Annotated in this window: 14 protein-coding genes; 13 read left to right on the plus strand and 1 reads right to left on the minus strand. The window is 36.1% G+C overall.

Annotation, left to right across the window (positions count from 1 at the left end; translation table 11 throughout):
- Positions 1-135: 135 nt before the first annotated feature.
- From ACFSUL_RS01750 to ACFSUL_RS01785, 8 genes are all read left to right on the plus strand, one after another.
- Complete coding sequence (locus ACFSUL_RS01750) at positions 136-903, plus strand: ABC transporter ATP-binding protein (protein ID WP_377932125.1); 768 nt, start codon at positions 136-138, stop codon at positions 901-903.
- The gene (locus ACFSUL_RS01755; RefSeq protein WP_377932127.1) at positions 890-2,818 is read left to right on the plus strand and encodes an ABC transporter permease; all 1,929 of its coding nucleotides are present in this window, start codon (positions 890-892) and stop codon (positions 2,816-2,818) included. The genes ACFSUL_RS01750 and ACFSUL_RS01755 overlap by 14 nt, the downstream gene beginning before the upstream one ends.
- Positions 2,819-3,107: 289 nt before the next feature.
- Positions 3,108-4,079, plus strand: coding sequence for an ABC transporter ATP-binding protein (locus ACFSUL_RS01760; protein ID WP_377932129.1), 972 nt, complete (start codon positions 3,108-3,110; stop codon positions 4,077-4,079).
- 4 nt (positions 4,080-4,083) lie between these two features.
- Complete coding sequence (locus ACFSUL_RS01765) at positions 4,084-5,607, plus strand: ABC transporter permease/substrate-binding protein (protein WP_377932131.1); 1,524 nt, start codon at positions 4,084-4,086, stop codon at positions 5,605-5,607.
- 148 nt (positions 5,608-5,755) lie between these two features.
- The gene (locus ACFSUL_RS01770) at positions 5,756-6,472 is read left to right on the plus strand and encodes a MerR family transcriptional regulator (protein ID WP_377932133.1); all 717 of its coding nucleotides are present in this window, start codon (positions 5,756-5,758) and stop codon (positions 6,470-6,472) included.
- A gap of 58 nt (positions 6,473-6,530) precedes the next feature.
- Complete coding sequence (locus tag ACFSUL_RS01775; RefSeq protein WP_377932135.1) at positions 6,531-6,665, plus strand: hypothetical protein; 135 nt, start codon at positions 6,531-6,533, stop codon at positions 6,663-6,665.
- 108 nt (positions 6,666-6,773) lie between these two features.
- Entirely contained in the window at positions 6,774-7,751 is a 978-nt protein-coding gene (locus ACFSUL_RS01780; RefSeq protein ID WP_377932137.1) for a nuclease-related domain-containing protein, read from the plus strand.
- A gap of 36 nt (positions 7,752-7,787) precedes the next feature.
- A complete protein-coding gene (locus ACFSUL_RS01785; protein WP_377932139.1) occupies positions 7,788-7,997 on the plus strand; it encodes a hypothetical protein in 210 nt (69 codons plus the stop codon).
- On the opposite strand, the gene hmpA is transcribed toward ACFSUL_RS01785, so the two are convergent.
- Positions 7,985-9,244 (minus strand): NO-inducible flavohemoprotein, encoded by a 1,260-nt coding sequence (hmpA, locus tag ACFSUL_RS01790; protein ID WP_377932141.1) that lies wholly within the window; start codon positions 9,242-9,244, stop codon positions 7,985-7,987. The two genes, ACFSUL_RS01785 and hmpA, sit on opposite strands and share 13 nt — an antisense overlap.
- 200 nt (positions 9,245-9,444) lie before the next feature.
- Here hmpA and ACFSUL_RS01795 point away from each other — a divergent pair, with 200 nt between their 5' ends.
- The 5 genes from ACFSUL_RS01795 (at position 9,445) to ACFSUL_RS01815 (ending at position 15,358) form a co-directional block, all read left to right on the plus strand.
- Positions 9,445-9,894 carry a MarR family winged helix-turn-helix transcriptional regulator gene (locus tag ACFSUL_RS01795; RefSeq protein ID WP_377932143.1) on the plus strand — a complete coding sequence of 150 codons (450 nt, stop codon included), beginning with the start codon at positions 9,445-9,447 and terminating at the stop codon, positions 9,892-9,894.
- A 15-nt stretch (positions 9,895-9,909) separates the two neighbouring features.
- Positions 9,910-11,103, plus strand: a complete 1,194-nt coding sequence (locus ACFSUL_RS01800) for an MFS transporter (RefSeq protein WP_377932145.1) — start codon at positions 9,910-9,912, stop codon at positions 11,101-11,103.
- Between the two features lie 191 nt (positions 11,104-11,294).
- The gene (locus ACFSUL_RS01805) at positions 11,295-12,530 is read left to right on the plus strand and encodes a CNNM domain-containing protein (RefSeq protein WP_377932147.1); all 1,236 of its coding nucleotides are present in this window, start codon (positions 11,295-11,297) and stop codon (positions 12,528-12,530) included.
- Between the two features lie 252 nt (positions 12,531-12,782).
- Positions 12,783-14,204, plus strand: a complete 1,422-nt coding sequence (locus tag ACFSUL_RS01810; RefSeq protein WP_377932149.1) for a DHA2 family efflux MFS transporter permease subunit — start codon at positions 12,783-12,785, stop codon at positions 14,202-14,204.
- A 161-nt stretch (positions 14,205-14,365) separates the two neighbouring features.
- Complete coding sequence (locus ACFSUL_RS01815) at positions 14,366-15,358, plus strand: LLM class flavin-dependent oxidoreductase (protein WP_377932151.1); 993 nt, start codon at positions 14,366-14,368, stop codon at positions 15,356-15,358.
- The last annotated feature ends 156 nt before the right edge of the window (positions 15,359-15,514 follow it).

A 15,514-nucleotide genomic window follows, 5' to 3' on the forward strand; every position in this document is an offset into this window, starting at 1 on the left:
CAATTGAAGTACCATTGCACCGTGGTGACAAAATTGTAAGGTTAGCCAGTAGAACTGTAAGTTTGAATACTAGTTACTTGTTATAGAATGAAATCTGTGAGAAAAACTGAATACCAAAACGGAGGATTCAACTAAATGAAAACAATCGTAGAAGCAAAGCGAATTAAAAAAACATATGGTGCAAAGGGAAATGTGTTTTCAGCATTAGAGGATATTGATTTAACAGTCCAAGAAGGAGAATTTGTTGGTATTATGGGTCCTTCCGGTGCCGGGAAATCTACCTTATTAAATGTTTTGGCAACGATTGATGAACCGACATCAGGTGACATTACAATAGATGGTACAAGCATAGTAAAAATGAAGGAAGAACAATTATCAGCTTTTCGCCGAGATAAGCTTGGATTTATTTTTCAAGATTATAATTTGTTAGATACCCTAACCGTCAAAGAAAATATCATATTGCCGTTAGCAATGGCGAAAGTGAAAGTAGAAGAATTAGAACGAAGAGTCCGTGATGTTGCAGATAAGTTTGGAATAAGTTCGATTTTAGAAAAATATCCTTATCAAATTTCAGGAGGACAAAAACAGCGCACAGCTGCGTCACGGGCAATTGTTGCCAAGCCAAGTTTAATACTAGCAGATGAGCCGACAGGTGCACTAGACTCTAAGTCCGCTACAGATTTGTTAGAGAGTTTAAAAGGGTTAAGTGAACAAGACAAAGCGACGATTTTAATGGTCACGCATGATGCATTCGCAGCGAGTTATTGTCAGCGTGTGTTATTTATAAAAGATGGAAAACTGTTTACAGAACTTGTGAAAGGCAAGATGTCCCGTAAAGAATTTTTTAACAAAGTGTTAGATGTTTTATCAGCACTTGGAGGTGGGGGAAATGACATTATTTAGTTTAGCGAAGAAAAATATTCAAGGGAATTTTAAAAACTATTTGATTTATTTTGTTTCATTGGTTTTTAGCATGGTCATTTACTATACGTTTGTTTCTTTGCAGTATAGCGAAAAAATTCAAGAGAGCATTGAACTATCAGATACAATGAGCTTTATGTTTATGGTGTCATCCATGATCTTACTTTTGTTTGTAGCCATTTTTATTTTATATTCAAATTCATTTTTTACAAGGCAAAGGAAAAAAGAAGTCGGGCTATATTCAATGCTTGGTTTAAGGAAGAAAACAATTGGAAGAATGTTATTTTATGAAAACTTAATCATGGGATTAGTGGCATTAGTCATTGGGATTATTCTTGGAACATTACTATCAAAGTTATTTTCCATGATTTTGATAAAACTAATGGGTTCTACTGTCGAGGTAGATTTCGGTATATCTATCCAAGCAATTATTCAAACGGTCATTGTATTTTTGATCATTATCTTATTTACATCGATTCAAGGCTATCGTTTGATTTATCGTTTTAAACTAATCGAATTATTTCATGCGGAGAAAAAAGGAGAAACAGTACCAAAGGCATCACTTATTTCAACTGGTATCGGCATAATCTTGCTTGCAGTTAGTTATTGGCTGATTTTAAGGCCGTTTCCTGATGAACTTACAGAGGGATATTTATATTTAAATTACGGTTTTGCTTTAGTTGGACTGATCATTGGAACACATTTGTTTTTTCGTTCCGTTACTGTTTATTTATTAAAATTATCACAAAGAAACAAGTCACGTTATTACAAGGGAACCACCTTAATTGAAACATCTCAATTACTACACCATATTAAAGGAAATGCTCGGACTTTTACAATGATTGCGTTATTGAGTGCGGTAACTATTAGTTTTTTTGGTGCGACATACAGTGGATATTATGGCAATGAAAAGAATGCAAAAGAAATGGCTCCATTTAGCTACGCTCATTTATCGAAAGGAAATGAATTGGATAAGCAGGTAGAAACTATTATTGAAGAGGATAAAGATCATCCGATAAAGGCACAACTTGATATCCCGGTTATGGAAGTGAAAGGAACGCTTTCTTTTGAATTTGATTATGAAACAAATCCTACTAAACTTATCTCTGCAAGTACATTTAATAAAGTAGCAGAAGCCTTAGATAGGGAAGACACAGTAACACTATCGAATAATCAGGCAGCTGTAATAAAGCCAAGACTAACAAAATATACAGAGTCAGATTTTAAAGGGAAAGGTACTAATCTACAATTGTCCGAAGGTAGTCGTGAACTAACATTTGTGAAAATGATGGAAGGAAGTGTTCTACCGTTCGATTATCCTGATTTCTATGTCGTAGTTAGCGATGAAATGTTCTCTGAAGTTTCTAAGCAACGAACTCCATTAATTTATAAAGCTTATGAAGTGGAAAAAGAGAAGACAACAGGAGTAACTTCTAAAAAGGTGAATAAACTTATTGGAGACGAAGAACTTCAGGTATCTCCGTCATTTTACACGGATTATAAGGAAGGAAAAGAAGGAAATGCAATCTCTTTGTTTATCTTTGGATTTTTAGGGCTTGTATTTTTAGCAGCAACAGGAAGTATCATTTATTTCAAACAGTTAACCGAGGCAAATGAAGCAAAAGGCAGCTATGAAATACTACGTAAAATTGGTTTCAGTAAAAAGGATTTGCGTAAATCAATCAATAAGCAGACGCTATTTGTGTTCGGATTACCTTTAACAGTAGGGATAATACACAGTAGTACAATTTTAAACTTCATTACCAACTTCATTTCCGATCTAATAGGAGCTAGTGTTATGGTTCCAATTTTAACTGCTGTAATAGCTTTTGTTGTTATCTATATAGGTTATTATGTGTTAACTGTTAAGACATATAATAATATTGTGAATAAGTAAAATGGAAACACCTCTTAAACGTTTGGGAGGTGTTTTTTTAGAGGATAATGCTATTAGTTGGCTTTTTCATTATAGATGTAAAAGTGTTTATGCTAAAATAAATTTCGTATAAAAATTATTATTGGACAGATGGCTACATAGGTAACCATCTGTTTTTATTTTAGGCTATTTTCTAAAAGATTGTTGTTTTTAACAGCAGTTGAAAACATAGAGCGGAAAGGAATGGTCCGTTGCCCATAAACAACAAACTTCACAAAAACAGTCTTATTTTTAAAAAAGGAGAAAAGAAATGATTCGATTTGAAAATGTGTCTAAAGTATATAACGATGGTACAAAGGCAGTTAACCGTCTAAATTTAACGATTGAAAAAGGAGAGTTCTTTGTTTTTATTGGTCCAAGTGGTTGTGGAAAAACGACGACAATGAAAATGATCAATCGTTTAATCGAGTTAACGGAAGGGACTATTTATATTAACGAGAAAAAAGTAAGTAACTATGATATTCATGAATTACGCTGGAACATCGGATATGTTTTGCAGCAAATTGCTTTGTTTCCCCATATGACCATTGAAGAGAACATTTCAGTTGTTCCACAGCTGCGTAAATGGGATCGTGGGAAAATAGGAAAACGTGTGACGGAGTTACTTGAAATGGTAGGGCTAGACCCAGATACATACCGAAAAAGAAAGCCGAGTGAACTTTCTGGAGGACAGAAACAGCGGGTGGGGGTTATTCGTGCATTGGCGGCGGACCCAGAAATAATTTTGATGGATGAACCATTTAGCGCTTTAGACCCGATTAGCCGGGAGAAGTTGCAGAAAGATATTCTTGACCTGCAAAAGCGGATTAAAAAGACAATTATTTTTGTTACACATGACATGCAAGAAGCATTAGCACTTGGCGATAGAATTTGTGTCATGAAAAATGGAGAAATTGTCCAAGTAGATACACCACAGGCGATTATTGAAAATCCTGTAAATGACTTTGTTGAGGAATTCATTGGTTCCAATGCGACTACAAACTTTTTAGAAAAGCTAGAGGAGAAGGCTACGGTAGAGGATTTTTTACATCGAATCTCTGCTGATCATTCTCCATCTTATCAAGTCAAACCCCTTTCTTCTCAAACTACTTTAGAAGAAGCGTTAGCACAGTTGGCTGATAACGATAACATACCTGTAGAAAAAGATGGTGAAGTTATTGGGACAATTACTCGCCAATTGGTTGTACAATATTTGGCTAAGAGAATGATAGAGAGGGGGTAGGGAGATGGATTCATTTGTTAATGTTATTCAAGAAAGACAAGACCAACTGTGGAATGCGTTATTAGAACATATTCAAATTTCAGTGATTGCATTATTATTGGCCATCATCATTGCAATCCCTGTTGGAATCTATTTAACAAAACGGGATAAAATTGCTGAAAGTGTTATTGGTATCTCTGCCGTTATGCAGACGATTCCTTCCTTAGCACTACTTGGGCTGCTTATTCCCTTAGTTGGAATTGGCAAAATCCCTGCGATTATTGCGCTTGTCGTCTACGCATTGCTACCAATTTTACGTAACACCTATACAGGGATTAAGGAAGTGGACCCATCCCTCGTTGAAGCAGCGAAAGCGATGGGGATGAATAATAGAAAGCGGTTGTTAAAAGTGGAGCTGCCACTTGCTTTACCAGTCATCATGGCTGGGATTCGTACTGCAATGGTATTAATAGTCGGGACAACAACATTAGCCGCTTTAATAGGAGCAGGTGGCCTAGGAGAACTTATTTTGCTTGGAATTGATCGAAATGATAATGCATTAATTATTCTCGGTGCGATACCAGCAGCCCTACTGGCGATTGTGTTAGATGGAATTTTGCGAATGGTAGAAAAGGCATCCTCTAAACGTACGCTAAAAAGGGTATCGATTGCTGCATTGGTTGCTATTTTGATTATTACCGTTCCGCTCGTTTGGGGTACAGGTAAAAAAGATCTCATCATCGCTGGAAAACTTGGCTCCGAACCAGAAATCTTAATTAATATGTACAAATTGCTCATTGAACAAGACACAGATTTAGAGGTGGAATTGCAAACGGGACTCGGGAAAACATCTTTTGTATTTAATGCATTAGATTCTGGAGATATTGATCTATATCCGGAATTTACCGGAACAGTCATTTCTACCTTCTTGAAGGAAAAAGCGGTAAGTACCAACAGGGAGGAAGTCTACAAGCAAGCAAAAGAAGGGTTACAGGAACAATTTGATATGGCATTATTGAAGCCAATGCAGTTTAACAATACCTATGCTTTGGCGGTGCCAAAACAAACGGCTGAAGAATATAACCTAGAAACAATTTCTGATTTAAAACGAGTAGAAGGTGAGATGAAAGTTGGATTTACATTAGAGTTTGCCGATCGTCAGGATGGATATAAGGGAATTCAAGCCTTATACAATATTCATTTTCGGGACCTAACAACAATGGAACCTAGTTTACGTTATAATGCGATAAAAACAGGTGATGTAAACCTAATCGATGCCTATTCCACCGACAGCGAACTACAGGAATATAATCTTAAAGTGCTAAAAGATGATAAAGAATTATTTCCACCATACCAAGGCGCACCCCTTTTAAGAAAAGAGACACTGGAAAAATATCCGGAATTAGAAAAAGTATTAAACAAACTGAGTGGGAAAATTTCTGATGCTGAAATGAGGGAAATGAATTACAAAGTCAATGTTCAAGGCGAGTCAGCAGAGGATGTTGCAAAAGAGTACTTACAAGAAGTCGGTCTTCTAAAAACAAAGTAGAATTTCTAGGAGAAAACATCTCTCTAATCGCTGGGAGATGTTTTTTTATACCGTAGCATATAGCCCAATAAAAAAATTATGCATTTTTTGTATTGACCCTCACGTTGCGTGATACTTTATAGTAACTAGTGAAGGAGGCCAAACAACAATGAAAGTAAAAGAAGTTGCCGATTTAGTTGGTATTAGTGTGCGCACACTACATCATTATGATGAAATCGGATTATTAATCCCTAATGAGACGACCGAATCAGGTTATCGTCTTTACTCCAACGAAAATCTCGAGACGTTACAACAAATCTTATTTTTTAAAGAACTTGGCTTCCCTTTGAAAAAAATAAAGGAAATCATCAATAGTCCATCCTTTGATCGCCAGGAAGCATTAGAGCTCCACCGAAAGATGTTGCTAGAAAAGCGCAATCGCCTTGATCAAATGATAGCGACAATTGAGAAGACTATGAAACATTCGAAAGGAGAAATTAATATGTCAAATGAAGAGAAATTTGAAGGCTTTGATTTTAGTAATAACCCATACGAACAAGAAGCACGTGAACGTTGGGGAGATAAAGCAGTGGATAACGCCAACGTCAAATTTGGAAAATCGGAGCAAGATGCTATGAATTCTATTTATAGAAAGCTTGCGTCCATTCGTCATAAGTCACCAGAATCAGAAGAAGCACAAACAGCGATTAAAGAATGGTATGATTTTTTAAATAAAATAGCAACATACTCGTTGGAGGCATTCAAAGGATTAGGCCAAATGTACGTTGATGATAAACGCTTTACGAAAAATATTGATAAATTTGGCGAAGGTCTAGCAAAGTTTATGTGTGATGCGATGGCATTCTATGCGGATGAAAATAAGTAGAAATTTGTTTGCACTACCCCCTGTTACCTATTTGGTCGTGGGGGGGAATTATTTAGTATTGGTTGATAAGTTCATAATTACGTTAGATAAAGTCACACTTATATTAGAAAAGTTCACAAATACGACGGAAATCGTCACAAATGTTGTGGATAAAGACATAAATGGGTTAGATAAATTTCTAAGTAGAAAATAGTACCGCTGTCGGTGGCTCCCTTTTTGAAAAAAGTAGTCGTTAATAAAAGGATTTTTTATATGGTATATCGAATAAACAAAAAATCCCAAATTTATAAGGAGTGAGCCGATGTTCGTAAAACCATTTCAGAAGTCATATTCTCTTTTACAGCTTGAAGTCTTGGTAAAAAGGCTAATGGCTAGCCATGAGCAATTTAGTGAATTCCAAGATATCTATAAAAATAGAATGGCTGGTTATAAAGGGGAGTTTTCCACTAAATATCCTTTAAGTTTCCTCCCAAAAGATGATTATTTCATTTTTCATAATCTTCGTCTTTTCGATGGTAGTCACTATTTTCAACTAGACATCTTAGTATTATCTATTCATACAGCCATTATATTAGAGGTTAAAAATATGGCGGGAACCCTAATATTCGATATACCCTCTCACCAATTGATACAAATAAATCGTGATGCAAAAAAGGCATTTCAAGACCCTTTGGTTCAAGTAGACCGACAAACCAATCAACTTGAAAAATTCCTTCTATATCATTCTCTCCCTAAAATCCCAGTCGAATCAGTAGTAGTAATTAGTTCACCTAGTACCATTATTAAAATAAACCACGAGCATCCCGCTTCCTTTGAGAATAAAATAATCCACGCTGTGAGGTTACCCCAAACCATTTCCTCATTGGAAAAGAAACATAATCCGCAAATTACAACTTTAAATACAATTGCTGCTATGTCACCAATATTTTTAGAAAACCACAGTGAACTAAAACAAGATATATTAACGAAAAGTAATCTTTCCTCAAAAGTAATAAAAAAAGGTGTAATTTGTCCAAAGTGTTCGGCAATACCTATGAGTAGAAAACGTGGCTTTTGGTTATGTTTATCATGCAAGGCATCGTACCAAGATGCTCATATTAATGCCTTAAAAGATTATGTTTATCTATTTGATCCATATATTAGTAACCAAAAGGCAAGAGAGTTTTTAATGTTATCTTCCGAATCCGCAACAAGAAATCTCTTAACCTCTCTAAACGTTCCACGCATAGGAGAGAGGAAGGGACGATTATACAAAATTGGTACCCTTATAGATAACTAACTTGTAGAGGTTTTTCTTTGGAAAAATGGTCGTAAAGTGGATAAGTTCACATTTATGATAGATAAAGTCACAATTGTAGTGGATAAGTTCACAGTTGCGTGGGATATCTTCATAAATGCGATGGAAAAAGACATAAATGCGGTGGATACTACCACCATGGCCACTGATATTATGACCAATTTGAAAAAGGGCTTTCCGATAGTGGAAAGCCTTTTTCAGCGTGCACTTAAGAGTCATTCATCATGATCGCTAAGTGCAGGTTCAAAGTCTACTTCTACATCTAATGTACCGGCTGGGCCAAAGAATTCATAGTGAATATTCTCTTCTGGTACATTCCATTTCTTTAATGCTCCGTATATTGCCTTCATAAATGGAAGGGGGCCACAGAAGTAAAATTTTGCTTCATTTGACGGTAGGACAGATTGTAGCCATTCTAGGTCAATGAATCCTTCTTTATCAAAGCTTTGATTTTGACGATCTTCTTCTGTCGGTTTTTCATAGCAAACAAGCGATTTGATATTTTCCTTTTCAGATGATCGTTGTTTTACATGATCTTTAAAAGCATGATAGTCACCATTTATTGCTGCGTGGATAAAATAAATGTCTTTTTTTGAATTAGATTCCACTAAGGAATTAAACATACTCATTAACGGGGTAATTCCGACACCGCCACTAATGAATACAACTGGCAGATTACTTTCGGTATCAAGGGTGAATACACCAGCAGGAGCACTGACTTCAATTACATCTCCTTCTTGAACGTGACTATGTAAGTAATTGGAGACAACTCCTTCTGGATGGTTAGGGAGTTCATCTTCCCGTTTTACGCTAATGCGATAATAATCTTTTCCGGAAGAGTCGGATATACTATATTCTCGAAGTTGCGTATAGTCTTTCCCAGGTATTTCAACTTTCACTCCTAAGTATTGTCCTGACTTAAATTTGGCAATTTGTTTTTGATCTTCAGGTTTTAAATAAAAGGACGTAATCACATTACTTTCCTTCACTTTTTTATCGACGACAAATTTTCGGTAACCTGCCCATCCACCAGGCTGTTCTTTTGCTTGTTGATAAAGATCTGCTTCGATTCCGATGAAGGCATCTGCGATAATACCATAGGCATCACTCCATGCATCGATTACCTCGTCTGTCGCTGCATCACCTAACACTTCTTTCATTGCTTTTAATAAGTTTTCGCCAACGATTGGGTATTGCTCTGGCTTAATCCCTAAGCTTACATGTTTGTGGGCAATTAATTTTACGTTATCGAGTATTTCTTCCAGATTATCAATATGAGCGGCTGCTGCATATACAGCATTGGCTAAGGCTGTTTGTTGCCTTCCTTGCTTTTGATTCGCTTGATTAAAAACGTTTAGAAGTTCAGGGTGATTCTCGAACAGTCGTTGGTAAAAGCGTGTTGTAATAGCTTCCCCATGTTCCTCTAAAACGGGAACGGTTGATTTAATAATTTTAATTTTTTCTGGGCTTAACATATAATCCTCCTTTGTTTTCATGCAGTAAAAAATGTCTCAAGGAACAGGTCCATTTCCTTCCATTTGTATTATTCGTTCTTATGTCAAAAAAATGCATTCCAAACATATGTTGTGTAAATATAATTTGTATACAAATTATATTTACACAAATACTACGTAGGTGTATAATGGGCAAGTATGATGGAAAGGGGAACGGTTCTATGGTTGTGTCAAAAGATAAAGCAATTGGATCTGCATCGGTTCGTCTCAGTAGAAAATTCACTCGTATTATTAACTTTTATTTAAAGTCTTATAACATTACAACGGAGCAGTGGAGTGTGCTCCGAACGCTAAATGAGTCTGATCAAATTACTCAAAAACAATTATCTGAAAGGGCGGATAAAGATCAAGCAACACTAACAAAAATTTTAGATCTTTTAGAAAAGCATGGATTTGTAGAAAGGATACCAAATCCTGCAGATCGCCGTTCTTTTCTCATTAAAATTACAGAAAAGGGAACCAACTTAGCTAAAGAAGTGACTCCTTATCTTGAAGAGATTTTCACAAAAATTACGGATCATATTGAGGAAGACAAGTTAAGAATTTATCAAGAAGTATTGGTTAAACTCGAAGGAAACATAGATGATCTTTTAGAAAAACCTAACGATTAGAAAGAAGGAATAGTTATGAATGAATCATCTAAGTTGTGGACACGACAGTTTACGGCCATTGTCATAATGGCCTTTTTATTTTTCCTATGTATTCAGCTTTTAACTGCGGGATTTCCAGCTTATATTACAGATGTGAAAAATAACCCTACGCAAGGTGGTCTTATGACAACAGCCTTCATGGTTGCTGCGATTGTGACACGGCCCCTTATTGGTTATTTACTCCATCAAGTTAACGTCAAAATAATGAGTATCGTTACGCTTGTTTTTATTGCAGTTACGATTGGATTTAGTTATGGTCAAGATTCTATACCATTATTGCTTTTCTTAAGGGTTCTACATGGTATCGGATTTGGGATTATATCTACGATTATATCAACGATGGCGACAAATATTATTCCAGTCAAACGACTTGGAGAAGGTGTTGGGTATTATGGATTGTCTACTAGTATTGGTACAACGGTAGCACCAATGTTAGCCTTATCAGTTCTTCAATTCTTCTCCTATAATATTTTAATAGTATTGTCTGTATTGCTTACAATCGCTGCCCTAGTTCTTAGCTTTGTAGTGAAAGCGCCTCAAAGGGAAATTCCAAGTAATACGAGTAAGAAAAAGGGGTCCTTTAAGGAATATGCCTTTGATAAAAAGGCGTTTTTGCCATGTATTTTAACAAGTTTTTTCACGATTTCATTAGGGGGAGTCATCAGCTTTCTTAGTGAGCTTGGGAAGGAAGCCGATCTAGGAGGGGCTGTTTCTCTATTCTTTCTTATCATGGCGGTTGTAATGACAATTATTCGTCCTCTTTCTGGCCGCATGTTCGATCGCTTTGGCCATAAAGTAATTATTTATCCTGCTGTGTTAAGTGGGATCATCGGGCTCTTTCTTTTAACGATTACAGAAAATATCCTAACATTACTCATCGCAGCTTTCTTTTATGGGATTGCATACGGAACGGTAACACCAACTCTGCAGGCTATTGCGGTAGGCTTGGTAACAAAAGAGAAACAAGGGACGGCAAATGCGATGTATTTCTCTTCTATGGACCTTGGAATGGCAATTGGTTCTACTGGTCTTGGTGTGCTAGCTTCTTATACTGGATATCATTTCATTTATGGTTTTTCCATTTTGTTTTTAGTAGCACTGTTGATAACTTACACATTGTTATTTGTTAAAGGAAAAAAACAGGAACCTGTTATCGAGGAGGCTTCATAATAATCGTATAGAATTTAAAATAGTAGGTTTTTACAAAAAATGAGATAGTCTGAATTCTTAAACTGGATTTTCTAGAAAATAAGTTGTTAGTTAGCGAAGTATTCTTGCTTCGCTAACCCTAAGTTCTATATAATAAGCTCACGGAGAAAGTTAAGGACAGATTTTTACAAGTGATACGGAGGGCATCAACTTTGTTTTTTGCGATTTTATTCTTTTTAGTAATGTCTTTTTTTCTGTCAGGCAGTGAAACAGCTCTGACAGCTGTAAATAAAATGAAAATAAAAACAAAAGCGGAAAATCAAGATAAAAAATCTCAAAAGCTACTTGAAGTTGTGTCAAAGCCTGATGAGTTAATTACAGCTATACTAATTGGTAATAATATTGCTAACATTATGTTGCCGACGTTAGTGACGATTGTTGCTATTGAGTATGGTTTTAATGTCGGAGTGGCAACAGGAATTTTAACTGTTATATTAATAATCTTTGCGGAAGTGTTGCCAAAGTCGGTAGCAGCAACATTTGCAGAAAGAGTGTCGTATGCAGTTTTTCCTGTTATAAGATTTCTTTTGATTATTTTCAAGCCATTAACCTTTTTATTGTCAAAATTCACCCGAATGGTAATAAGGATTCTGTCCAAATCTGACTTGGACGAGGTGTCTTTTTCAAAAGAAGAATTAATTACAATGGTTGACATCGCTACAGCAGAAGGAACATTTAAAAGTGATGAAAAACAAAGAATAAAAGGTGTAATAGATTTCCAAAGGCTAGATGTGAAAGATGCCCTAAAGACGCCGAGGATGGAAATACAAGGTATCCCTTTCGATACATCGTTTGAACATGCTCGGGACATTGTTTTGAATAGTAACTATACAAGGTACCCAGTATATAAGGAAAACATGGATAATATTGTTGGTGTGTTTCACTCAAAGCTTTTACTTTCATGGTCATTAGACTCGACGAAATCTTTACAAGACTTTACTGATAATGATCCACTCTTTGTCTTTGAATTTCATTCAATAGAAAGAGTGTTTAAAATGATGTTAAAAGAAAGAAAGCACATCGCTATTGTTTTAGATGAATATGGGGGGACAGAGGGAATCATCAGTCATGAAGATATTATTGAAGCGATGATTGGTCAAGAAATAAAAGATGAGACAGATGAAAATGAGGAAAGTCTTATCGATGAATTATCAGATTCCCATGTTATATGTAACGGGAAAATATCCTTGCATCGATTAAATGAAGTATTTAAAACACAGATTCCAGAAGAAGAAGATGTTCTGTCAGGTTTTCTATTGAGAGAGATTGGATATTTTCCTGAAGAAGGCGATACTTACGAATATCACGACTTACATTTTGAGGTTAAAAAAATTGAAGACAACAAGTTAAAATCGGTGGAGATTAAGAAAAAAACAAACATTGATTAAGAAATACTTGTTCGTTTTTTATAAATAATGGAAGGTGTGTAAGCATCTCTATTGTAAAAAACAACCTATCATAATAGAATAGTATAGTAAAAGAAGCAGGATACGTGTGAGCCTGCTTCTTTTTATTTGTTCGTTAGGAAATCATAAAATAGTTGCATAATTATATTGTTTTAGTAGAACGGAACTGGTTGAAAAATGGAGGCAATTCTAGGTTTAGTACAAGTGAATAATTCAAATAGGAGGAAATAGTTGATGGGAATATCACAAGCTCAAACTACCCAAGCGCATACTACTCCTGAAATTAAAATAGCCCCTTTAGTTGCTGTCTTAATTTCAGGTGCTTTTGCAGCGATTTTAAATCAAACCTTATTAGCTACTGCTCTGCCTCATATTATGGCAGATTTGAGTATTACTGCTAATACAGCTCAGTGGCTAACGACAATTTTCATGTTAGTAAACGGCGTTATGATTCCTATCACTGCATTTTTGATAGGAAGGTTCACCACTAGAAGCCTATTTCTCACCGCAATGGCGCTTTTTGCAACGGGTACACTAATATGTGCGGTTGCACCCAACTTTTCGCTACTAATGGTAGGGAGAATCGTGCAGGCTTCAGGAGCAGGTATTATTATGCCGTTGATGCAGACAGTGTTTTTCGTTATATTTCCTGTTGAAAAACGTGGTTCCGCAATGGGGTTATTCGGTCTTGTTATTGCTTTTGCTCCAGCTATTGGACCGACATTATCAGGCTGGCTAGTTGACCAGTACCCATGGCGAGTTTTATTTTATATCGTGCTTCCAATCGCCATTATTGATTTTATTGTTGCTTACTTTATTTTAAAAAATGTTACAGAAAGAACCTTTCCAAAACTCGATATATTATCAATTATTTTATCAACATTTGGTTTTGGAGGATTACTGTACGGATTTAGTACTGCCGGTACGCATGGATGGGGAAGCGCAGAAGTTATAATTCCTATTTTAATAGGGGTCGCTTCACTGTTTATATTTATTATGAGACAACTAAAACTCGAACAGCCAATACTGGAATTCAGAGTTTTTAAATATGGAATCTTTACATTATCGACAGCACTAGGAATGATGGTGTTTATCGCTATGATTGGTGGCGCAACAATCCTACCAATATACATGCAAAATATGCATCACTTTACTGCATTTGAATCAGGGTTAATGTTGTTACCAGGTGCATTAATAATGGGGATTATGTCACCAATAAGCGGAAAAATATTCGACAAAGTAGGGGCCAAATGGCTAGCTATTACGGGTCTAACCATCGTGACCATATCAACATTCTTTTTTACAAACTTGTCATCGGATACGTCGTTTACTTTTATGGCAATTGTCAATGCGATAAGAATGTTTGGGGTCGCCTTAGTAATGATGCCGACAACTACAGCCGGAATAAATCAACTGCCAAGTCGGCTAATTCCGCATGGTACGGCAATGAATAATACAATGAGACAAGTATCTGGCTCCATTGGGACAGCATTATTGGTTACTGTTATGACGAATAATGTACGAGATCCTCAAACATATGGAATGGAAGGGATCATACATGGAGTAAATGTATCCTTTATCGTTGCTGGTGTCGTTAGTGGAATTGGGATTATTTTAGCATTCTTTTTGAGAAAAACTAGTCCAGCCGAAGAATAAGAATCTTTTTCGAAAAAGATTTACTCCAATTAGCAACTACTAACATCAGGGCATGTCATTTCGGCATGTCCTTTTTTGACCATAATCAATAATAGTTTTAGTGGTTAGAAAGGAAACTATATAATGGATTAAAAGTTCTTTCATAGGAAGTAGGTTTTTTTATGAAATTGAGTGTTCTCGATCAATCCGTAATAGCGGAAGGGGATAATGGACAAACAGCATTAAAAAATACAGTTAAGCTAGCTCAAATCACCGAAGAGTTGGGCTATACCCGTTTTTGGGTAGCAGAGCACCATAATACTAATGGAATTGCAGGAACATCACCTGAAATATTAATTTCCCATATTGCATCTAGTACAAAGAAAATACGCGTAGGATCAGGAGGAGTGTTGCTTCCGCAATATAGTCCTTATAAAGTTGCCGAAAATTTCAAGGTTTTAGAATCTCTATTTCCTAACCGGATTGACTTGGGAATTGGGCGTTCTCCAGGAGGCTCGGCTGCGACTCGACTAGCACTGACAGATGGAATTAGGAAAAGTATGAACGAATTTCCAAAACAAGTGAAAGAGTTAACTTCTTTTTTGACAGATAGTGTTCCGGAAGAAGAGGAATACAAATATGTTACAGCCTATCCGCATATCAACACAACGCCAGAAACATGGCTTTTAGGGTTAACACATAGAGGAGCAAGGGTAGCGGCGGAAAATGGAACAGCCTTTACATATGGGCATTTTATTAATCCGGATAACGGAAGAAGGCCTGTTGATTATTACTACAATAATTTTCAACCATCATCGAGTTTAATGAAACCTAAAGTAAATATATGCATATTTGTTGTTTGTGCTTCTACACAGGAAAGGGCGGAAGAACTGGCAATTAGTCTCGATATGTGGTTGCTTGCTGTAGAGAAAGGAGTAGATACTAGGATTCCTTCCTTAGAATCAGCAAAGAGAAAGTCTTTAACAAAGTTAGAGAAGGCCAAAGTCCATGAAAATCGGAAACGAATGATTGTCGGAAACCCTCAGCAAGTGAAAGACGAACTTTTGCGTTTTAGTGAATTTTATGAAACGGAGGAATTTATGGTTATTACGAATATTCATGATTTTGCAGAGAAAGTGCAATCATACACTCTTTTAGCAGAAGCATTACTCTAAAGTTCGTAAAAAGAAGGTTGCTTTGTTGATTGAAAATACGAGAACTTTTATTAGGCATTCAAATTGTTCCACAATAAAGCAAAAGTAAAAGAGGCTGGGACATAACTAAAGTACTATCCCCTAAAGACGAACAATGTCAGGTTAAATTGTTTAGTA

The organism is Bacillus seohaeanensis (assembly GCF_042684945.1).
Lineage (GTDB): Bacteria > Bacillota > Bacilli > Bacillales > Bacillaceae_B > Rossellomorea > Rossellomorea seohaeanensis.